The sequence below is a fragment of the Acinetobacter sp. Ac8 genome, from assembly GCF_055392545.1.
This window is the reverse complement of sequence record NZ_AP043689.1, coordinates 788084-810756: the sequence shown is the minus strand read 5'-3', so window position 1 is coordinate 810756 and position 22673 is coordinate 788084. Positions and strand designations below refer to the sequence as shown.

General features: G+C 39.9%; 14 protein-coding genes and 1 pseudogene. 8 read left to right on the top strand and 7 right to left on the bottom strand.

What is annotated here, in order from left to right; all coding sequences use genetic code 11:
- Nucleotide 1: 1 nt before the first annotated feature.
- The gene (locus ACZ5QH_RS03845; RefSeq protein WP_303576791.1) at nt 2–2890 is read right to left on the bottom strand and encodes a type VI secretion system Vgr family protein; all 2889 of its coding nucleotides are present in this window, start codon (nt 2888–2890) and stop codon (nt 2–4) included.
- A gap of 631 nt (nt 2891–3521) precedes the next feature.
- Between ACZ5QH_RS03845 and ACZ5QH_RS03840 the strand changes: the two genes are divergently transcribed.
- The 3 genes and pseudogenes from ACZ5QH_RS03840 to rluB form a co-directional block, all read left to right on the top strand.
- Complete coding sequence (locus tag ACZ5QH_RS03840; RefSeq protein ID WP_004819259.1) at nt 3522–4313, top strand: segregation and condensation protein A; 792 nt, start codon at nt 3522–3524, stop codon at nt 4311–4313.
- The gene (scpB, locus tag ACZ5QH_RS03835; RefSeq protein WP_004722881.1) at nt 4310–4900 is read left to right on the top strand and encodes an SMC-Scp complex subunit ScpB; all 591 of its coding nucleotides are present in this window, start codon (nt 4310–4312) and stop codon (nt 4898–4900) included. Before ACZ5QH_RS03840 ends, scpB begins: the two co-directional genes overlap by 4 nt.
- 41 nt (nt 4901–4941) lie before the next feature.
- Nucleotides 4942–5829, top strand: a pseudogene (gene rluB / locus ACZ5QH_RS03830) (23S rRNA pseudouridine(2605) synthase RluB); the annotation flags it as partial.
- Nucleotides 5830–6984: 1155 nt separating this feature from the next.
- Here rluB and ACZ5QH_RS03825 read toward each other — a convergent pair.
- The 6 genes from ACZ5QH_RS03825 to ACZ5QH_RS03800 form a co-directional block, all read right to left on the bottom strand.
- Entirely contained in the window at nt 6985–8721 is a 1737-nt protein-coding gene (locus tag ACZ5QH_RS03825) for an ABC transporter ATP-binding protein (RefSeq protein ID WP_303576790.1), read from the bottom strand.
- 11 nt (nt 8722–8732) lie between these two features.
- Entirely contained in the window at nt 8733–9872 is a 1140-nt protein-coding gene (locus ACZ5QH_RS03820; protein ID WP_056515294.1) for an ABC transporter permease, read from the bottom strand.
- Nucleotides 9873–9880: 8 nt separating this feature from the next.
- Nucleotides 9881–10819: an ABC transporter permease gene (locus ACZ5QH_RS03815; RefSeq protein WP_303576789.1), complete on the bottom strand. Its 939-nt coding sequence runs from the start codon at nt 10817–10819 to the stop codon at nt 9881–9883.
- A 14-nt stretch (nt 10820–10833) separates the two neighbouring features.
- On the bottom strand, nt 10834–12843 hold the full coding sequence (locus tag ACZ5QH_RS03810; protein ID WP_303576788.1) for a M3 family metallopeptidase: 2010 nt from the start codon (nt 12841–12843) through the stop codon (nt 10834–10836).
- Nucleotides 12844–12910: 67 nt separating this feature from the next.
- The gene (locus ACZ5QH_RS03805) at nt 12911–14719 is read right to left on the bottom strand and encodes an ABC transporter substrate-binding protein (RefSeq protein WP_419761921.1); all 1809 of its coding nucleotides are present in this window, start codon (nt 14717–14719) and stop codon (nt 12911–12913) included.
- A 19-nt stretch (nt 14720–14738) separates the two neighbouring features.
- Complete coding sequence (locus ACZ5QH_RS03800; protein WP_419761922.1) at nt 14739–16529, bottom strand: ABC transporter substrate-binding protein; 1791 nt, start codon at nt 16527–16529, stop codon at nt 14739–14741.
- A 723-nt stretch (nt 16530–17252) separates the two neighbouring features.
- Between ACZ5QH_RS03800 and ACZ5QH_RS03795 the strand changes: the two genes are divergently transcribed.
- From ACZ5QH_RS03795 to ACZ5QH_RS03775, 5 genes are all read left to right on the top strand, one after another.
- Nucleotides 17253–19928, top strand: a complete 2676-nt coding sequence (locus ACZ5QH_RS03795) for a TonB-dependent receptor (protein ID WP_303576786.1) — start codon at nt 17253–17255, stop codon at nt 19926–19928.
- A 151-nt stretch (nt 19929–20079) separates the two neighbouring features.
- Complete coding sequence (locus ACZ5QH_RS03790; protein ID WP_303576785.1) at nt 20080–20775, top strand: TonB family protein; 696 nt, start codon at nt 20080–20082, stop codon at nt 20773–20775.
- A 26-nt stretch (nt 20776–20801) separates the two neighbouring features.
- A complete protein-coding gene (locus ACZ5QH_RS03785) occupies nt 20802–21668 on the top strand; it encodes a MotA/TolQ/ExbB proton channel family protein (protein ID WP_303576784.1) in 867 nt (288 codons plus the stop codon).
- A gap of 14 nt (nt 21669–21682) precedes the next feature.
- On the top strand, nt 21683–22108 hold the full coding sequence (locus tag ACZ5QH_RS03780) for an ExbD/TolR family protein (RefSeq protein WP_034610077.1): 426 nt from the start codon (nt 21683–21685) through the stop codon (nt 22106–22108).
- Between the two features lie 19 nt (nt 22109–22127).
- Nucleotides 22128–22544: an ExbD/TolR family protein gene (locus tag ACZ5QH_RS03775; protein WP_034610075.1), complete on the top strand. Its 417-nt coding sequence runs from the start codon at nt 22128–22130 to the stop codon at nt 22542–22544.
- The last annotated feature ends 129 nt before the right edge of the window (nt 22545–22673 follow it).

Below are 22673 nucleotides of genomic sequence, written 5' to 3'. Positions count from 1 at the left end.
ACTAAAAATCCTCTTCAGAATAAACATCATCACCGTTCGATAATGCTTCATCTAATAATTCATCTATATTTTCTCCATCTAATCGTTTTTGCACTAAAGAAACATATGATGAATCAAACCCTAATGCAATAAAATCAGTCTCTTCAGGTGTATAAAAGCGTAAAGAACTCATATTATTTTTATCATTCAATTTATCAATTTTAGATTTTATTAAATAATTATTATGTTTATTTAGAACAAAAATTTCCTTGTCATTACCAATATTGTCACTCCAGTTATAATCAATTTTATTACTGTAAAGTGTTTTAGGTGTTGGTAAACTTACTTTAAAATTAGGTACATGTACTCCTCCTTCAAACTTCTGCTGCCCCGACTTCACCTCAAACAATCCTGGTGTCGTCGCAAATACACCTGAACCATTGATCCTTACCTCAGAAGTATCCCCAACCAATCGAATCTCTTTAGGGCTAATGATATAAACTGTATCCTCTGTAGAAATGATTTGAATGCCTTTACGTGCAATGACATCAGCACCATCTCCCTGCGCTTGAATTTCAATTTTACCTTTACCTGCAAATAACCTTGCCCCTTCTTGTGCTGCAAACAAACTAATCTTGTTTTGTGCATGTGCTAAAAAGCTCTTTTGGGTGCTTAGGTTAATACTATTGTCTGCTGTATGACTGATTTGCCCATCTGCTGAAAGATGAATATCTTCATTACTGGTAAGCGCAATTGAGTTTGGTGAAGCCAATATCATTAACGCCTGTTTAAACGCATCGGCTTGGTTCTTGGCTTCATCTGAGTCATCTTTTTCCAAAGCAGAAATAAACGATTTCAAATGATCTAAGTTTTCTAAAGGATCAGCCTGTTGATTCTTGGCAACTTCACTCAATGCTTTGGAATTATTTAGACTACTTTCTAATTGATTTTTGCCTGCTGACACATCAAGGTGATTACCCGAAGCAGAATCCTGAGCATAAGTACTCAGTAGTAAACCTTGTCCTGCTCTTACTGCACCCCACTGGTCACTTCTCAGCTCGAAACCCTCACCTCGTCCTTCGCTGGTGTCTGTCTCTTTGGGATGACTTAAATTACCGAGGTTGAGTTGACTCTCCCCATGACTGCTCTGTAACTGACTACTGATTTGCTCAGTAGTATCATCAAATCTAAGTTGGTTATAGCCACTGCCTTTATACTCTCGACTTTTCATTCCTGCCAGTTTTTTGGTATCAGGCAGTTTACCTTTGTCATCAAACTTGCTTGGATAACGATGCGCTTCATGAATACGCCCCACCACAAACGGCCTGTCAATGTTGCCATCAAAAAAATCTATAACGACGACCTCTCCGATTCTCGGTAAGAATCGTGCACCATAGCCTTCACCAGCCCACGGCGTCAGTACATCCACCCAAGCTGAATCGGTGTCGTTGTCATTAGAACCGGCACCACCATCGTGGCTATGATCTTGATTGCGGGTAAACAAAAAACGAACCTTGATCCGTCCCCACTCATCCACATGGATTTCTTCTCCACTTGGTCCAACCACTCTGGCACGTTGTGGTGATACAATTGGACGATGTTTTAATGGATTGTATTCTGGAACGATCGCAATATTACGGCGTTGTAGCACCAACTGATTGGCTTGGAGTTCATCACTATTGTTTGTCGTGATATTGGTTATTTGCCAATTGCTTTGCTTAAGCAAATTTTCAACCTGATTGGTTAGGTCTTTTGGTAGGTTGTTTTGATTATAAAAGTGTTTCGATGTAATCAGAAATTGCTTATCGGAAAAATCGTGTTGATCAATTTCGGGATGCCCGTTTAATTCAAAGACATAACCCACATGTGCATCACGTACTGTAGATATTGCGGTAAATTGTTTGGCTTGTGAGTCATAGTAGTTACTCATATTTTGGTTAAAGCGTTCAACCTGACTGCTGCCTGATGGAGTTGCACCATCTTCGCCCTTGAGATCTTGGATCCATGCTGGGCTAAAGTGCCAAACTTGCTCAAGAGCTAAACTTGCATTGTCGTAGTTTTCACTATGTTGATGCTTACTTTGTACATTGCCTGCACCTTCATCTATATCTAATACATCGGCTTGCCAACGTTGAATATGTACTGATGTAGGCTGAATAGAACGCTGTCCAATAAATGAGATAATGCTGTCTTGCCTTTCGGTGGGACTGCTACGATGAAAGCGGATGCTTTTGCGTTCTAAGCTGGTGTATTGAGTATTGTTGTCAATTAAACGAAGCTTTTGTGCTTGAATTTGTTCACTGAAACTCGATACTTTAAGTTGGGCTTCATCGATCAACCAGTTAATGCCTTCACTTCTCATCAAACGGGTCAGGAAGTCAAAGTCACTTTCAGAAGCCTGCATAATGAATGGACGCACATCATAGTCTTTACTTAGGCCGCTCTTATCTAAACTTAGACTTGAAGCAAACAACGGGCTGCGTTGTACCCATTCTTGGAATACGGTCTGGATCACATCCACAACCGACTTATTCATAAATACTCGAGAGTTCCTACGATGCTTCCAAAGTGCTGTTGGGTCTTCGACAATCAGACGATAGATGGTAAGAGAACCATCAGATGCGCCAATATCAGCTTGAGTCACAATTCCTGAAATACGGGTTAATTCAGATTTATCTGTGACGAGATCGATTGCAGCTTGAGTTCCAATAAAGCTTTTTAAAGGGATTATTGCTGACGTCGCAAGACAGATGAGTTGAAGCCGAACACCCTCATTGATTGCATGTGCCCCATCAATACGTTGTAGAAACACCTGATCATTTAAGACAGAATTTGAGAAATGCGCATGAATAACACGTTTTTGTACAGGCAACCCAAGTTTTTCAAGGGCAAAATGAATATTATTAAACATATTTTTATGTAGTATTTCTTAACAATAAATAAATAATATCAAAATAATTGCTATTTAATCTACTTTACTTTATTTTTTAATTAATTTTTACTAAATAATATTTTTAAATTCCTTTTGGCTTTTTTTTAATTACTTGCTCCATTCTGTATTGATATCCTGATTTAAACAGCTATGAAAGCTACTGTATTAATAAAGAATATTTTCTTTATTAATACAGCTTAAATTTTAAATACAGTTTTATTTATTGAAAAATTATATTTCTATATCAGCCTTTATAGACAGTTCTATGTAACAAAGCTCCTTAGTATTCAAACCCACCCAGTATATAAAGTTGATCCACTTCACATTATACGATTAAAATATGGATAAATTTTTTCTTAAAAATATATAAAATTTTACAATAAAAATGAGTAGCTTAGTCGAGTTTAATCATCACAAAACGAAATATTCCCTATTTATTTTCAGGTTTTTTTATGGTTTTTATAATTAAACAATGTATTCCTCTTAACTTTTCCATTAAAATAAGCCAAATATCTTTTTGTAATTCGTCACCACCCTCTCCTATTGTACCTATTGAGTGGTAACACGAATAAAACATGCCTTTGAAAATTCGCGTGGCTAATAAACTGTAATGACTCAAGCAACTCAGCATCCTATGGAATCCATTTCCAACATCCGTGTATTGGATGAATGGCAAGAAGAAATTCCAGAGGATTTATATATTCCTCCTGCTGCATTCGAAATTCTGCTTGAACATTTCGAAGGACCACTCGACTTTTTAATTTATCTGATTCAAAAAAATGGTTTCGATCTTTTACAGTTAGATATTGCCCCGATTGCAACACAATACTTGTCTTATATGGACGGTATGAAATCGTTAAATATCGAGTTAACCGCTGACTATATGGTAATGGCAGCATTATTGGCAGATTTAAAATCTCGCTTGTTATTGCCAAAACCAAAAACCATTCATATTGAAAAAGATCCAAAACAGGAATTAATCGATCGCTTAGAGACCTATTTACGGATTAAAAAAGCAGCTGAACGTTTAGGCCAGATGCCTGTTTTAGACCGAGATACTTTTGCGACCCATGTTGCGATTGGTCATATTCCAAAAGTGTATGAAGGTTATGACGTTGAGATGTTAAAAGATGCGTTGTATTGCATTTTTAACCGCCCTGAACCCATAACCCATAAGATTGAACAAGAACCTGTATTACTTGAAGAACGCATTGCTTATATCGAATATATGATTGAATCTGGAGAAGTTCTCAGTTTCCAAGAATTACTCAAGCCAAACCAAGGTCGAATGGGCATGGTGGTTACATTTATGGCAATCTTGGAGCTGACCCGTCAGCAAAAAGTCCAAATTATTTCTTCTGGTGTTGAGGCCCCGCTTGCAATTCAAGGAGCAACGGCATGACCATTGATCAAAATAATGCCTTTAATGTTGATGAATTACATCACGAAGTTCTGATGCAACTTGAAGCGATTATTTTTGCAAGTGATGCCCCTGTATCGCTTGCTCGCTTAAAAGAAGCATTTCAAAATCAGTATTCTAAACAACAGTTGCAACAGTATTTACAGCAACTGTCTGTGTTACAACATGGTCGTTCAATCGAACTTGTCGAAACAGCTCAAGGTTATCGTTTTCAAGTGCGGGCAAAATACCGCAACGTGATTGCGCAAGTTTGGCCAGATCGACCAACTCGATTATCGCCGTCACTGTTAGAAACAGTTGCAGTGATCGCTTATCATCAGCCAGTAACCCGTGCTGATATTGAGCAAATACGAGGGGTTACAAATAATAGTCAAATACTCAGGACTTTGTTTGATTGGAATTGGATTAAAGAATCTGGTTACCGAGAACTCCCAGGTAGACCCGCGTTGTTAGTGACAACGCCACAATTTTTAAATGCTTTTGGTCTAGTGTCTTTAGATCAATTGCCTCCCCTACAGGATGCCAAGGAAGCTTTTATGATTTTGGATGCGCAAGCTGCCAAGTCTTAAATAGGTGCACTGTTGATGATTATTTCTAAGGTTATGCTGTCATGAGTGAAAAATTGCAAAAGGTACTCGCACGAGTGGGTTTGGGCTCTCGCCGTTATATGGAAGAGGTCATTGCCGCTGGTCGTGTAAGTGTCAATGGGCAGGTTGCTCAAGTGGGCGAACGTATTGAACCAGGTGATGAGCTTCGCATCGATGGTCGTAAAGTTCAGTTCCAAATTGAAGACGAAATTCGTCGTCGTGTATTGATTTACTACAAACCTGAAGGTGAAATCTGTTCTCGTAATGATCCAGAATCTCGCCCGACTGTGTTTGATCACTTACCCCCGATTTCCAATGACCGTTGGGTAATGGTGGGTCGTCTAGATATCAACTCAACAGGTTTATTACTTTTTACAAATGATGGTGAACTTGCCAATCGTTTAATGCATCCCTCAAATGAAATCGAACGTGAATATGCAGTTCGAGTCATGGGTGAAGTAACGCCTCAACTCAAAAACAACATGACAAATGGCGTTGTTTTAGATGATGGTCCAGCAAAATTTGAATCTTTCTCTGAAATTGGTGGTGAAGGGATCAATCGCTGGTACCAAGTCGTTGTAAAAGAAGGTCGTAACCGTGAGGTTCGCCGTATTTTTGAATCACAAGGTCTAAAAGTAAGTCGCTTGCTCCGTACTCGTTACGGTACTGTGATTTTGCCTCGTGAACTTCGTACAGGTCGTTGGATGGAACTTGATAAAACTGATATCGATAATTTAACCAAAGCTGTTGAACTGAAACCACGTCAAGGCACAGGTTTATTTGGTATGGCAAAACGTCGTACTGAACGTATGCAAGACAAACCTATGGCTGCGCGTCGCGGTGGGTTCCTGCGTCAACAACGTCGTGATAGCGAAGGTGAAGAAGCTCACAACCATCAAAATGATCGTCGTGATGCTCAGCCAAGTGCAAACCAATATGGTCAAAACCGCACTGAAAATCGTACTGACAATCGCAATGAACGCTCTGAAAACCGCTTTAATAAAGCACGTTCTGGCGGCAACAGCTACAACAATGAGCGTGCTGACAACCGTGGTAATAGTTTTAATAGCAACCGTTCTGAAAACCGTTATGGCAATCAACAAAACCGTAACCGTTCAGAAGGCCGCTATAATCCAAACGAGCGTCTAGATCGTTCAGATCGCCAAGAACGTAGTGAACAACCTGAAAAGAAAAAACCGTTTGTTGTGACAAAAGGTTTTAAAAAGTTCTAAGTTTTAAATAGACTTAAAGAGCAAAAGCCACTATTTTTAAATAGTGGCTTTTTTTCGTTTAAACTATGCGCTACATCATGTATTAAGGTTTAAATATATTCCTGTAGGCTATGCCTCAGCTTATGTTGTAAACAAAACAGTGCAAAACCCTTTAAGCAATATGATCTTAATATGGTAATAACAATATGAATAAAAAATACCTGATCCTCATTCCCTTATTTCTTATCTGGTTTATTGCGTCTATATCGATAGCATATCAAGGGCTGTTTTATTCAGAGTATCTGATCAATTTTCTTAGAAAGAAACCACAGGATTATAGTTACCCACTTTTTCAGGTTGTTATTTTATGCTCAATCTATGGCCTATGGATGTGGAGCTATGCCTATTTACTTTGCTCAGAAACAGCCATTCGCAGACCATTTCTTAGCTATACAGTCTGTTCAATCTTACCGATTGTTATTCCAGTCTATGGCGTAATAATACTGATTTACTCACCACCCGATATAATCACTTTTATTCTAATCAGTTGTGCAACCAGCCTATTTCATTTTTTATTACTGCCTATTCTTATACCTATCTATCGTAAGTATATTTATCCCAAACAAAACGCATCAGTTTAATCGTTTTATATATCAATAAAATACTCCTTGCGCTACTACAACAGTAGCTCTCCCACTTTGAAAAAAGGGAGAGCTAGCTGAGACTAAATTAATTAACTTTAGTAAACCCCCTCCTTTTTCAAAGGTGAGAAGTATCAACTTCGCAAAGAGCAAGATTTGAAATCCTTAACGGACTGACAGCAACTGAATCCAGCAGCTCTCACATAGCAAAAATCTAAATCACCTGTCTGGTTCCTTGTGGAATTGAACTCAGTAAGCGTTTGGTATAGTCATGTTGTGGTGATTGATATAACTCATCCGAATTGGCGATTTCAACAATATCACCATGGTTCATCACCATAATTTGATCCGAAATATATTTCACCACAGACAAATCATGTGAGATAAAAATATAACTTAAGCCAAATTCATCTTGCAGATCTTGAAGCAAGTTTAAGACTTGTGCTTGAACCGATACATCAAGTGCCGAGACTGATTCATCACAGATTAAAATTTCAGGTTTTAAAGTTAAACAGCGTGCGATTGCAATACGTTGGCGTTGCCCCCCAGAAAACTCATGTGGATAACGATCAAAGGCTTGTTCAGGTAAGCTCACTCTTTCCAGTAATTCCAAAGCCATCTTTTTACATTCAGTATCATTTGCACCAATTTTATGAACTTGCATCGGCTCCATCAAAATTTGCCCCACGGTAAAACGTGGATTAAGTGAGGCATAAGGATTCTGAAAGATAATCTGAATCTTACGTTGATACTGGGCAAACTCTTTTTCAGACATTGCCAAAATATCTTTACCTTGAAATAAAGCTTGACCGCCAGAAGCTTGTTGCAAACGCATCAACAATAAGCCAATGGTGGTTTTACCTGAGCCAGACTCCCCAACGAGCCCCAAAGTTTTACCTTTCGCCAGTTGGAAAGATGCCCCTTTGACTGCCTGAAATTCATCTTTGCCAAACAATCCTTTACGGCTAAAAAATGATTTTTTTAAATCACGTACCTCTAAAATAATTTCTTCACCGCCAACAAGGCCGCGCTTACGCTCCGCAAAATCCACCTTAGGCAAACTCACTGCCTCAGTCACAGGTGCGTCTTGAGCTTGCATAAAATCACTAATGACCGGTAAGCGATATGGACGATACGAAAGTTGCGGACGGCATAATAATAACGCTTTGGTATAGGCATCTTGTGGCTGTTCTAAAACAGCTTTTGCTAAACCTTGTTCACGAATTTCACCATGACGCATCACAATCACTTCATCGGCAATTTCACTCACCAATGCCAAGTCATGGGTAATAAACAACATCGACATTTGACGGCGCTTACGTAAAGTCTCCAACAAATCTAATATTTGTTTTTGGATGGTGACATCTAATGCAGTAGTCGGTTCATCGGCAATCAGTAATTTCGGTTCACAGGCGATTGCCATGGCAATCATGACCCGTTGCTGTTGACCACCAGACAGTTGACTGGGGTAAGCATCAATCTTGCTTTCAGGGGATGGAATCCCAACTTCAGTGAGCAATTCTAAAGTACGTTGTCGTGCTTGTTTACGCCCCATATTTAAATGAATACGCATAATTTCAGCAATTTGATCACCCACTGTAAACACAGGATTAAGTGATGACATCGGTTCCTGAAAAATCATAGCAATGTCTTTACCACACATTGCACGCATTTGTTTACTGCTTAAACTGAGTAAGTCTTTGCCTTCAAAAATAATTTTACTGTTTTCAGCAATACGAGATTGACCTTTGGGTAATAAACCCATGGTTGCCAATGAAGTTACTGATTTGCCACTGCCAGATTCCCCAACCAAGGCCACGGTGGTATTGGCAGGAATCTGAAATGAAATACCTTTTACGGTTTCAATAAATTGCTTATTTTCACCCTTAAAACTCACACTCAGATTTTCAACACTGAGTAGCACAGGAGGTGTCGCTTGTTGTTCTGACATCTTTAAGCTCCTTATTTTAGTTTAGGGTCTAATGCATCACGCAATGCATCTGTAAACATTGAAAATGCGGTCACAAGTACGGCCATGGCTACTGAGGCTGCCACCAATTGCCACCATTTACCTAAAATCAGCTCACTTTGCGCTTCATTCAACATACTGCCCCATGACACCACCCCCACAGGTACACCAAAGCCCAAGAAGCTTAAAATCACTTCAGACTTAATAAATGCAACCACCAAGATCGACATCTGAACCAAAGCAATATGACTTACATTAGGAAAAATATGCACAAACATCCGTCGGGTATTACTGACACCAATTGCTTTGGCTGCCAGTACATACTCGCGTGAATTATGTTTCATATATTCAGCACGAATTAAACGAAATACCCCAGTCCAACCTGTTAATCCAAGAATTAAAACAATGGAAAGAATGCCTTTTTGTTGCAATACAGCGGCAATCGCCAATACCAACAATAGATAAGGTATCGAGGTAAAAATGTTATAAAACCAGTTTAGAACATCATCGACCCAACCACCAAAGTAACCAGCAATTGCCCCTAAGAATGTGCCGATTACCACGGCCAGCAATGCCGAGATTAAGCCCACAATAATTGAGGTTTCTGCGCCTTTAATGGTTTTGAGTACGACATCCTGTCCCCATTTATCTGCACCGAAAGGCAAGGTTTGTTTGAGTTCACTTTGCTGATCAAGTAAGTGCCCACCCAATTGCTGATCAATGGCTTTCATATCTTCTGCAAGCGGATCTTGAATACCGTAGTAGTCAATCGCGCCACCTGAAGCTTGTTCTGTTGCAATTTCAGTATTTAACTCCTTGATCACATCTTTTAAAGGATCAACAGGATTTTCAGGTAAGGCCTCTACAGTTGCGGCTTTCTTTGCAGAATCTTGCGTGTTTTGATCTGCCCCGATAAATGTAGGTGGTGCATAACTCACGGCTACTTCTTTATTCCAATTTGATGCAATCACACCCGTCATGGAGAGTACCAATATGATGAAATAACACAGCAACACCAATAGCGACAGCATAGCGATACGATCTGCTTTTAAACGTCGCATCGCCAATCGCCATAAACCGGGAGAAGTCTGTTGTTCTTGGGCGTCTACTTTTTTCGATAAAATTCCGAGCATCATCCCACCTACTTCAACTGTACGCGTGGATCAACCACTTTATAAATCAAATCGGCGATCAGGTTAAAAATCATGGTCGCAGCGGCAACATAGACCGTGATAGCTTTAATCACTGGAAAGTCGCTTCGTTCTACTGCAATAATGACTTCTCGCCCAATCCCCGGAATACCAAAAAATCGCTCAATTAAAAATGCCCCAATCAACAACGCTGGCAGGCTCGACATCACGTCAGTAATAATCGGAATAGATGCATTACGCAGTACATGTACACCTAAGATACGTCCCTCACCGACCCCTTTTGCCCGTGCAGTACGGACATAGTCCTGATTGACTTCATCCAAGACAAAGCTACGGTATAGACGTAAAGTCGGTGCAATACTCACCACCAACATGATTAAGATTGGCAATAGTGCGTATTGCAATAGATTTTCACTGAGACTATCGCTCCAACCTTGTACCGGAAACCATCCCTGCTTATAGGCAAGACCGTACTGAAATACGATGATATACACCAAAATACTGATCGACATCCCAATGGTACATAACAACATCACCATACGATCCGTCAACGAACCACGTACCGATGCAACAGCCAAAGCCAGAATTATTGAAATTACAGTTTGTAAAATTGTCAGAGGAATAATGATGGTCAGTGATGGACCTAAACGAGTCAGGATAATGTTTGAAACTGATTCCCCCGTACTCCAGCTATTGCCATAATCAAAAGTCAGGATTTGCTTAATAAAAATCCACAATTGAACGTAATATGGTTGATCTACCCCAAGTTGCTGACGAATATTTTCAATCTGTTCAGGGTTTGCCATTTTTCCAGCAAGGATATAAGCAGGATCTCCGCCAACCCAGTTAAATAGAAAGAAAATCAGCAACACGACTCCCAACATGGTCGGAATCATTTGCCATATACGGCGCGTGATATATGCCAGCATAGTTCTAATTCCTTTTAATCACGTTGACCGGTAATTTCTTGAAAGAATGCCTTGTTATCCGGTTCTCTGCCCAAGAAATCAACCACCAGCTGCTCTGCTTTCTTTTGGCCACCTTGTGACAAAATCGCTTTACGATAACGTGCTCCAACCTCTGGATTATTTAAGTTATCGCCAAAAGCAGAAAGCATGTCTAAGGCCATCACTTCAGACCACATATAGCCATAATAGCCGACTTGATATCCACCCATAATATGACCAAATTGCCCTGGGAATTCTGTGGTTGGTACATACCCTAAGGCGGTTTGGTTTTCGAGTTTTTTCCATACGTCTAAAGGCTGAGTTTTTAAAGCATCTGCGGTATGCAGTGCCATATCGTATTGTGCGTATAAGGTTTGACGAGAATAGAACAAGCCACGACCATAGTTTTTAACGGCTTTTAATTTACCAATCAATTCATCATCGACACGTGGACAGGCTGGTTTGCAATAATCGGCTAAGGTCGACAGCGTTTCTTTACGGCGTGCCCATTCTTCATACATTTGTGACGGTGCTTCAACAAAATCTCGCTCGACAGAGGTACCAGATTGCGAGGCATAACGGGTGTTTGACAAAATTCCATGTAAGGCATGTCCAAACTCATGCACAAAAGTTTCCAGTTCATCACTGTTTAAACCTTTACGGTTAAAGTTGGTGACTAAGGCTGAGATCGGTTTACGCTGGGTCAGGGTACTGCCACCCTTAACCCCCCACACCGCTGCATGACCATACTTTCCTTCACGTGGAAATTTATCGATATATAAACCACCTAAAAGCTGACCTGTTTTCCGATCTGTGACATCGTAATATTCAACTTCATCTTGCCAGACATCAACCTTGGCAGGCTTAAATTCAATCCCGTATAGATTTGATGAAATTGCAAACAACCAATCTTGTGATGCTTGAGTCGGGAAATATTCACGCATTTTTTCTTGGTCAATTTTGTACTTTTCTTGACGTAATTTTTCGCTCCAATAGCCCTCACTCCAACGGTTAATTTCCGCTTTTTCCACTGGGATATTTAAGGTCTTGGCTTTAAATTCTCGCAGTGTTTGCACTTCTTTTTTCTCTAATGGCGCAACCGTACTATGTACCTCATTGAGGAATTTATTGACCGTTTCAGGATTCTTGGCCATACGATTTTTCAATGCCCAATCGGCATAACTGGCTTTACCAAATAATTGTGCAAGTTCATGCCGTAAATCAATCGCTTGTTTAAGCAACACTAAATTCTTTTCAGTACCACGGCGGGTATAAGCAATTTGATAACGTTTACGCGCATCATCATTGTCTGCCAATTCCATAAAAGGACGGTATTCTGGGTAGTCAAAACCCAACAGGTAATTGCCTTTTTCATTTTTCTTTAGATTGGCAATATAGCTTTCTGGTAAGCCTTTTAATTCGGCTGGGGTAAATTCTAATTTTTCAGGATTGTCTCGAATGTTGCGGGCATATTCTTGTTGAATCTTGGTCAATTCATCTAAAATCACTTTTAAACGTGCTTGTTTTTCTGCGGGCAGTTGTACCCCTGTATCTTCAAAACCATCTAAAATATCTTGGCGATATTTACGGTCAATCTCATCACTGGCTTTGGTTTTTTTAATTTGCTGATAAAGCTTTCCATCTTGATACACTTCAGTTTGAAACTGACTGATTTTAACTTCACAATCTTCTGCGGCTTTACGTAAATCTGCGCTTGGGTCAACATTACTGGCTAAATTAATTGGCCCATAAAAATCTTCAAACTCTGCAAAAATTTGATCCCACTTTGCCAATACTGCTCCAGCAGGTGCATTATTTTTGAGTTTAACTTTGGCAAATTCAGCCAACTTGGTTTTAACGTCTGCAATTTTTGCATCACATTGGGCAGGGATATCTTTGGCCTGAAACTTGGGTAAAGTACTGCGTTCGGTTTCTGCAAAGGCCCATTGCCCCATACCCATGGACAACATACAGAGTGTGGTTAATTTAAATCGCTTCATTTTCATTTTCTCCAATCTTTCATTTATTCATTTTCAAATTTCAATCTGTTTATTTTTAAGCTTTTGATAGAGATTATTTTTTCATATCAAAATACATCCATTCCGATGGAATAATCGGATGCTTTTTAAAGCCGATGACACGCGGTTGCGCCAAAGCATTGCGATAACGCGTCGATGCCATTTGTACCGGCATATACACTTCTAATATTCGCGCCATCTTATGATATAAAGCATCACGCTCAGGACCCGGTTTCAATTTTTGGGTTTGTTCATATAAGCGATCATATTCAGGAATTTTCATACATGCACTATTGGTTGCATGGATATTCTTTCCATAAAACAGCTGCATAAAGTTATCTGCATCGGGATAATCTGCAATCCAAGCTGATCCCTTAAACATGGTTTTACATTGTTTTTCAGCTTTTAAACCTTCCGCAAAAGGCAAGGATTTGGTGGTCATTTTGACCTTGATATTGTCTAAAGTCTTTTTCCAAAATTCAGCACTTTGCTGACTACGTGTACTATTTCCATAAACAGTTAATTCGATCAGCAAGGGTTTGCCATTCGGCAAGGTACGCCAGCCATCGGCAGCAACCTTATAGTGATAACGATCTAACAGTAAATTGGCCGCTTTGACGGAATAAGGAATACTGGTTTTATAATTTGGATCATGCCCAATCACCCCATAAGGAATGGGGTATTGTAAGCGCTGTGCATCACCCTTCATCAAAATCTTAATTTGATTATCGGGTGAAAAGGCCATGGCCATGGCACGTCGTAAAGCAATTTTTTCTTTACTTAAGCCACCAACAACAGGGTTTTGCATATTCCAGTAATAATAATCAATTGAAGGATCGGCAATACGGGAAAGTTGAATACCTTTTTTGGCAAGTTCGGGTTTAAGCTGACCGTCTTGGATGGCTTGAACACTGAGATCACCATCTAACACAAATAAATCAGTTTCATCTTTACTAAATGATAACCAGCGTGATTGTGATTCTTCCATCACTTGAATATCGACCATACCGATTTGCGGCATTTTTTTGCCTTTCATCGCATCGACAATTTTTTGATCTTCTGGCGTGGATGCTTTGAAATCCCAAACATAACCACGATAATCTGGATTGGCTTTCAGGATAATCCGTGAGCCAGGTGTCCATTTTGCCAAGACATAGGGACCTGTTCCGACAGGATGGGCCATGGCAAAACCAGACCGATCTCGATAGTGTTCAATCACTTCTCGTGCAACTGCGCCAGCTGGTTGATGTGCCAACAGCATTGGGAAGTTTTGATCAACTTGTTTCAGTTTAATCACCAAGGTATAACGATCTGTGGCCTGAAGCCCTGCAACAGGTAGATCGTAATTAAACTTGCCTGTTTTTTTAGCTTGCTCGAGCACTTTGTCCATGCCTAGAATTTTGTCATCAAACAACCAACTATTGGGCGAATGCAAACTTGGGTCTAACAACCGTTTATAAGAATAAACATAGTCTTGCGCGGTTAATTCACGGGCTTTGCCTTTAAATACAGGATCTTTGGCAAAATAAATTCCTTTTTGAATTTTAAAAGTATAGGTTAAACCATCAGCACTGACTTCAGGCAAGCTCACCGCGGTACGGGGTACTAATTTGGCCGGTGTTGCTAAATAATCGTAGGTATATAAGCCTTCAAATATTGAATTATGCACATGTGCAGAATAAAGATCTTGGGTGCCTGCTGGATCAAAACCCGTTTCTGCAACGGGGAAAACATAACGTAAAACTTTATTTGGATCCGCTGGGCTTTTGGCAAATACACTCATCGTGCCTGTCATGAGCATGCCGCCCAAGAATGCACTGACCCCAATCTGCTTTAACTTTTGCTTTAAATCATCCTTCATCATTTTATTCAACTTCATCTGGTTATTTTTTAACTGGCTGAACATCAAGGTATTGCCAAACGGTATTGATCATTGGATGTGCTTTATAGCCTTGAACTTGTGGTTGCAACAGCCAATTGCGAATACGGGTACTATGAATAATCCAAGGGTTATCTGCCTCTATCTGCCGACTGATTTTTTCATAAAATGGCGTTCGTTGTTGTGGCGGTAAAGTTAACGCTTGCTGATACAGTGCATCATAAGCTTTGGATTGATAGCAACTTAAATTTCCTTTGCCTGAGTTTGGACCATAAAGCAACTGAGCAAAATTTTCTCCTTCAGGAAAATCAGCAATCCATGCCCCACCCCAAATCATGTGTTTACACTGCATGGCTTCTTTTAAATTATCGGCAAAATTACTGACCTTAAATTCAACACGCACCCCAATAGCATCTAAGTTTTTCTTCCATAACTCAGAATGAATGACTGAGCTTGAGCTATTTTCAGTATTATATTTCAGGGTAAATGGCTGCCCGTTGGGTAAAGTTCGATAACCATCTTTACCTTTCTTATAACCAAATCGATCCAGTAATTTATTGGCCAATAACGGGTTATAGGCAACACTACTTCGATATTGAGCATTGTGCCCTTGCACCCCATCTGGTACCAACATTTCAGCTCTAACCGCTTGACCTTTATAAAGTTGCTTAATCGCTTCTTGTTGGTTATATGCCAAGGTAATGGCACGGCGTAGCGCTATTTTATCTAGACTATACCCCCCCACAATCGGATCTTTCATATTGAACATGGTATAGGTGATTTCAGGGTCTTTATTGGGAAAATGCTGAATGCCCTGCTGTTTAAGTTCTGGTTTTAATTGTGTGCCGTTTAAAGCCTGTGGAACCGCATTTGAAGTTAATTTGTCAAAATCCAATTGACCTGACTTAAATGCCAACCACCTTGACTGTTCTTCCTCAATAATACTCACGACAACCTTACCGACTTGGGGCATTTTTTTACCCGACATCTCTTTGACAAGTTGGTTATCCCATGCCGTACCTGTCGATTTATAATTCCAAATAAAGCCACGATAGTCAGGGTTTGCCACCAGCTCAATTTTACTGCGTGGTACGTATTTACTCAGTTGATAAGCGCCTGTACCTACAGGATGCTGCCCGATACGATCACCATAAAACTCAACAACTTCACGCGCTGTTCCGCTAAAAGTGACATAGGCCAAAATATAAGGAAAATTATAATCTGCACGGGTTAAGGTAAATTGTAGGGTGTATTTGTCTAAAGCTTTAAGCCCTGAAATGGGCGCATCATAATTAAACTTGCCTGTCTTTTTCGCATTGACAACCACTTGCTCTAAGCCTTGGATTTTGCCATCAATAAAAGAATAGGTAGGCGAATGGTTTTTCGGATCACTCACACGTTGAATCGAATAAATATAATCTTGGGCAGTCAGCTCACGTCGTTTGCCTTTGAACGCCGGATCATCGGTAAAATAAATACCGGGTTGTATTTTAAAAGTATAGACCTTGCCCTCTTGTTCTATTTTTGGCAATGCTTGTGCCGTATTGGGCACCAATACCACGGGACGAGCCAGATAATCATATTTGAGTAAGGGTTCAAATATCGCCTCTGCAATATTTCCACTGTAGAAATTATAGGTTTTCACCATATCAAAACCATCATCTGGTGCTTCAAAAGCCAAATTCAGGATTTTATTCGGTTGTGCCGGCGTTTTCGCAATCGCCATTTCCCCACAACCCATTGCACCGACCAACAATGCAAATTGTAAAAGCTTGGATTCCAAATTCACACCTATGTATTTTTATTCATCAAATTATTTAAACAGAATACTGGCAGCACCATCATCCTGTCGATTGCTGCTTTGGTGCCGAACCAGAACGTTAAATTAACAATAGTGAAAAATTGAACGATATAACAGTATTAAATACAAAGCGAATATCATGCCATTACGCTTACCCCTTCTAAATTTTGTTTATTTTTACCGTAATAAAATCACATTTATTCAATGATTATCTGTGACTGACATCCTATCGTCATCTTCAGCACCAATCTAAATATTAAATTCAGATATCATTTATCAGAACTACTCATAATGCACAATTTAAGTACACACACGTTCCAAAATTGATCACTTATTATATCAAACACTATAAATATTCATTTAATCTTTTGATTTAAAATAATTAATAGCAAAAATAAAGCCATAATTAATAGTTATACCACTCATTAAATATAGTTAAACACTTTAATTAACAACCAAATATAAAGAAAAACTAAAGTCTTTTGAGTATTTTTTAATCACACCTTCATATTGTATTAACATTAATCAGAGCGACTTCCAAACTTATTTTTCTACTATCAAGTCACGGATGAATAAGGAGATTAAACACTAGTCACGTAAATTCTTATCATTTTTTTGTATATTTTTAAAACATATAATTAGATAGTTGGCACTTGAATTGCTAGAAAGCAATGCAGCAATATCGCTAAGTACAAAAAAAAATGGATGTCTGAAAATATGAAAGTAAACAAAAATGTTTGCACTTTGGGATCGCCAACGATGGGGAAAACGTTACTAAAATTAAGTACGCTTAGTCTAAGTATGATGTGCCTATCGCTAGCGCATGCAGCAGAAACTGAAGAAACAACACAGCCAATAAAAGTAGCCAAAGTCACCGTTACAGGGTCTTCAATTAAAGGGGTTGCAGCTCAAAGTGCTTCCCCCATTACGATTATTAAAGGTGAAGATCTAGCCAAACAAGGGGTAACCACTGTCGAAGAAGCACTGACCAAAGTCAGTTCCAACCAAGCTGGTTTTTCTACCTCTCAAAATGTGGGTGCAAGTAATACCGAGGGTTCATCAGCCAATTTACGTGGATTAGGCACAGATAAAACTTTGGTCTTATTGAATGGTCGTCGTCTGGCTTATAGCCCGTTTAGTACATCAACCACCAACCTTAATATTATTCCAATGGCAATGGTTGAACGTATCGAAGTTCTCCGTGACGGTGCATCTGCGGTTTATGGCGCCGATGCAATTGGTGGTGTGGTCAATTTTATAACCAAAAAATCTTTTGAAGGTCTCAACATCAGTGTGGGGGCAACTCAGCCCGAAGCCAGTGGTGGTGATAAACAAGATATTTCCATCTTTGGGGGCTATGGCAATCTGGATGAACAAGGCTTTAATGTTTATGGTGTAGTCGATTATCGTAGAACCAACAATATCATGGCAAAAGACCGCAAGATCAGTCGCCGTGGTGGTGTAATTCCTGAACTCGGTTTAGATGCCAGCTCAGCAAATGCCTTCCCAGCAAATATTTTTGATCCCAAAAACAATATTTTGGCAAATCCATACGGCAATACAAATTGTAATAACACACCAAATGTCGCTGCCGATGGTGGGTTATGTTATCTCAATACCCAAGCACTGATTGGGATTACCCCAGAAGTTGAAACAATTTCAGCACTTGGCCGCGGAACCTTTAAACTTTCAGATAAATTTAATCTGATTGGAGAATATATCTTCTCACGTAACGAAGTTACCACTTCGATTGCGCCTGATGTATATAGCCGTTCAGTCACTTTACCCTCGACAAGTCAATACTATCCTGGCAAAGGCATTGTTCCTGCAGTGACTGGACTCAGCGATGGAGATTTACAACTCTATCTGCGTTCACAAGGTGGTAACCGTTCAGGCAAAACAACCAATGACTCACATCGTGCATTTGCAGGAATTGAGGGTGAAGCTTATGGTTGGGATATCAATGCAGGTTTAACCTATGCAAAAAGTGAAGCAACCGATAGCTTTAATGCGGGTTACCTCAATCAAAGTAAAGTTCAAGCTGCTTTAAATGACGGTTCACTCAATCCATTTGGCCCTTCCGCTGATGCTAATATTTGGAAATCTTTTGAAGTCAATGGGGATACCAATAAAGCCAGCTTAGACTCAACCTCTTTTGATGTCACTGTATCTCGACCAATCTATACACTACCCGCGGGTGATGTTGGATTTGCCTTAGGTGGTAGTTTTACCAAACAAAATTGGGATCAAAAAATTAATGCTGAGATCGTCAGACAAGTGCCTGGTAGTGGTATAGATCCAGATAAACCTGTGAGTAAGGGTGATCGAGATATCTCTGCGGTATTCACTGAATTACATATCCCGATTTTAGCCAATTTAGAAGCGCAGCTTGCAGCACGTTATGATGACTATAGTGATTTTGGCGATACCTTCAATCCAAAAGTTGCTTTACGTTGGGAACCGTTAAAGCAATTAATGTTCCGTACCTCATACAGCACAGGTTTCCGTGCACCTAGCTTATATGACATCAACTCACCTCAAAGCCAGACCTTTACAGGTTCAAAATACAATGACCCTGTGCTCTGCCCCGGTGGTGCTGCAACTTCACCTCAATACCAAACTGAATGTAATGTTCAATTTAAACGTATGCAAGGTGGAAATCCCGACTTAAAAGCTGAAGAGTCAACGTCTTATACTGCTGGACTTGTGTTTGAGCCAATCAAAAATCTGGTATTTACAGCAGATTATTACAACATCAAAGTAGACAATCTGATTGATACGATTACCGATTCAATTATTTTTGCTGACCCAAGTAAATATTCAAGCTTATTTGTCCGAGATGCAGATGGACGAATCAAATATGTGAGTACCACTTTGATCAATATGGGTGGGATTAAAACTCAAGGGGTTGATTTAAGTTTGAACTATCTTACGCCTGTGACTAAAACAGGGCGTTTTGGTTTTGGTATTGATGGGACCTATGTCATTAAATATGACAAACAAGAAGAGAAAGGCGGTGAATGGATCAGTCGTGCAGGTAGCTATTATAACCAACAAGTCTATTCCCGCTGGAAACATGTTGCCAATGTCAATTGGAGTTACGACAACTGGAAAATGATCTTTGAACAACAGTTTAGCCGTGGTTATAAAGACTCAAATTCTATTGGTGAAGCCAAATATGATAACCATCGAGTTAGCGACTACATCCTGTATAACCTTGCGGGCACTTATAGTGGATTCAAGAACTTAGAACTCACTGGTGGGATCAAAAATATCTTTGACCAAGATCCGCCTGCGTCCAACGTGACTGATAACTTCCAATACGGTTATGACTCTAGTTATGCAGACCCAACTGGTCGCGCATATTACGTCAGAGCAACTTATAAATTCTAATTGGGCATTTCGCAAACATTGTCTAGGCCTAATCAAGTCATGGTGTTTGCGAAATTGATTCATTCACTTAGCCAAACAAAAGAATTGAACAGAATTTTTTTATCGTCTCTCTTTTACTATTTATTGTTTGTCTCTCATTTCAGGAGTAGCAATGGGCAAGAATTTTTCAGAATTAGAAAATAATTCTTCCAAACGCCTGATCGGGATTGGAGCAGTCATCTTACTGCATCTAATCATTCTCTATGGCTTGATTACGGGCTTATCCAAGACAGTTGAAAAACCAGCGGATGAACCTGTTGAATTACTGATTATTCAGGACAAAAAACCTGAACCAGAAAAACCAAAACCCATTGAAAAGCCACCAGAACTGCCAAAGTTGGTGGAGAAAGTGTTGAAAACACCAGAGCCAAAGCCGACTGAAAAACCAATGGAAAAACCGACAGCAACACCAAAGCAGACGGCTAAACCTACACCAACGCCAAAAACCTCAGAAAGTCCTGAGCCGACACCGACGCCAAAGCCAGAAACGACAGCAAAAACTGAACCGGCAAAACCCAAACCAGCAGGTGAAACTCGCGGTGTATCGAGTGGAGAAGCGGGTTGTAAAGAACCCGGGTACACGCGTGAAGCCTTACAAAATGAAGAGCAAGGTGAAGTTCTTATTTCGGTATTTGTGGGTAGTGATGGAAAAGTTAAAGAGGCCAAAGTTAAAAAATCGAGTGGGAGTAAAAGCTTAGATAAAGCGGCTGCGAAAGCTTATAGCTTATGTACGTTTAAACCTGCGTTAAAGAATGGTGAACCTCAAGATTCTTGGTACGACATACCTTATGAATTTGTATTGCAGTAATCAATTAAATAAAAATTTGGAGATAAATGATGAATAAAACGCTGAAATCTGTACGACTATTTGCTTCTGTTGGGATTTTGACTGCAAGCACCCTACTGCCTGTATCTAGTGTATTTGCAGAAGAAACCACTGCAACGCCTGCGACTGTAACGGCAACCAATACAACAACCAGTGAAACACATACACCACCACCTAAACCAGCAACAACACAAGCTGTTCACAACCCTTACGGTTTAGAAGCACTATGGCGCGAAGGTGATATTGTTGCTAAATCAACCTTATTTATCTTGGTCCTGATGTCGATTGGAACGTGGTACATCATGGTGACCAAGTTTATTCAGCAGGCAAAAATTAAGCGTCAAGGTAAAGAAGTTGAAGCCAAATTTTGGGATGCTGCATCAATTGACGGCGCTGCGGGAACACTAGGCGAAGCAAGTGCCTACCGATTTATTGCTGAAAAAGGCATAAACTCAACCAAAAAACATGGCGGAAACCTACTTGAGCGTATCGACTTTAACACTTGGGTCACAATGTCGATTCAACGTGCAATTGATAAAATTCAAAGTCATTTAAGTGGTGGTTTAGCATTTCTTGCAACCGTCGGTTCTACCGCACCATTCGTTGGTTTGTTCGGTACAGTTTGGGGAATCTATCATGCACTTACTGCAATTGGCATTTCCGGTCAGGCCTCTATTGATAAAGTTGCTGGACCAGTCGGTGAAGCACTGATCATGACCGCAATCGGTCTTGCTGTAGCCGTGCCTGCGGTACTTGGTTATAACTGGCTCACCCGCCGTAATAAAGCAGTATTGGATAATGTACGTACTTTTGGTTCTGACTTACATACTGTTCTACTCAGTGGCGAGATCAAAAACAGTAGTGATGCGAAATAAATGAGGTATCTATTATGAGCATGACAGTCAATTCAGGCAGTGACGAAGATGATGTAATTTCTGCGATTAACACCACACCTTTGGTGGATATTATGCTAGTTCTGCTGATTATATTTTTGATCACTGTCCCCGTTGCCATTCACACGGTTCCAGTCAAGTTGCCTGAGGAAAAAAATACACCGTATGTCACCAAGCCGATTAATGTACAAATCGCGGTCAATAAAGCGGGGGATATTTTTTGGAACGAAAAGTATATCGCAGATAAAAATACACTGATCAATCGTTTACAGGCTGAGGCAGCAAAACGCCCACAGCCAGAGGTACATATTCGTGGTGATCAAGTGACAAAATTTGAAGCGATTGATGAAGTCATTAGTGCTACTAAGCAAGCAGGTATCGGCAAAATCGCGTTTGTCACGACACCTGTTGCCGCACCATAATCGAAAAAAGGAACAGTTTATGGGTATGAATGTAGGTGCCAATAAAGACGATGATGATGTAATGTTAGATGTCAATATGACACCACTTATTGATGTGATGTTGGTGTTGTTGATTATGTTTATTATCACCATTCCAATTCCAAATAATGCGATCAATATTGACTTGCCCAATGGCGCACCACCACCGACCGATGAGAAGCCACCTGAGCCAGTCACCTTACGTATTGACCCTCAAGGTAAAATCTTTTGGAATGATCAAGCTGTTGAAAATAAACAAGCGCTAGAAGTTTTATTTGCGGGTGTTGCACAGAAATCAGATCAAGATCCGATTAAAGTGCAACCCGATAAACTGACTGAATATAAGGATGTGGCAATGGTGATGGCAGCCGCACAACGATTAAATGTTAAAAAAATCGGAATTGCAGCAAGCCAATAATATTTAAGGGATGAACAAAGCTGCACAGTGCAATCGACTTGCAGCTTTGAGGCCTTGATCTATGCAATGTTTCTAAATTGTTTATTCATAGCGCAACATTATAAAGAACACAACACTCAATATATCTGA

Bases quoted from the DNA above. Each gene is read 5' to 3' on its own strand.
- ACZ5QH_RS03780 (WP_034610077.1), top strand. From the start codon at position 21,683: ATGAGCATGACAGTCAATTCAGGCAGTGACGAAGATGATGTAATTTCT.
- ACZ5QH_RS03790 (WP_303576785.1), top strand. From the start codon at position 20,080: ATGGGCAAGAATTTTTCAGAATTAGAAAATAATTCTTCCAAACGCCTG.
- ACZ5QH_RS03845 (WP_303576791.1), bottom strand. From the start codon at position 2,890: ATGTTTAATAATATTCATTTTGCCCTTGAAAAACTTGGGTTGCCTGTA.
- ACZ5QH_RS03820 (WP_056515294.1), bottom strand. From the start codon at position 9,872: ATGCTCGGAATTTTATCGAAAAAAGTAGACGCCCAAGAACAACAGACT.
- ACZ5QH_RS03775 (WP_034610075.1), top strand. From the start codon at position 22,128: ATGGGTATGAATGTAGGTGCCAATAAAGACGATGATGATGTAATGTTA.
- ACZ5QH_RS03795 (WP_303576786.1), top strand. From the start codon at position 17,253: ATGAAAGTAAACAAAAATGTTTGCACTTTGGGATCGCCAACGATGGGG.
- ACZ5QH_RS03810 (WP_303576788.1), bottom strand. From the start codon at position 12,843: ATGAAAATGAAGCGATTTAAATTAACCACACTCTGTATGTTGTCCATG.
- scpB (WP_004722881.1), top strand. From the start codon at position 4,310: ATGACCATTGATCAAAATAATGCCTTTAATGTTGATGAATTACATCAC.
- ACZ5QH_RS03840 (WP_004819259.1), top strand. From the start codon at position 3,522: ATGACTCAAGCAACTCAGCATCCTATGGAATCCATTTCCAACATCCGT.
- ACZ5QH_RS03815 (WP_303576789.1), bottom strand. From the start codon at position 10,819: ATGCTGGCATATATCACGCGCCGTATATGGCAAATGATTCCGACCATG.
- ACZ5QH_RS03785 (WP_303576784.1), top strand. From the start codon at position 20,802: ATGATGAATAAAACGCTGAAATCTGTACGACTATTTGCTTCTGTTGGG.
- ACZ5QH_RS03805 (WP_419761921.1), bottom strand. From the start codon at position 14,719: ATGATGAAGGATGATTTAAAGCAAAAGTTAAAGCAGATTGGGGTCAGT.
- ACZ5QH_RS03825 (WP_303576790.1), bottom strand. From the start codon at position 8,721: ATGTCAGAACAACAAGCGACACCTCCTGTGCTACTCAGTGTTGAAAAT.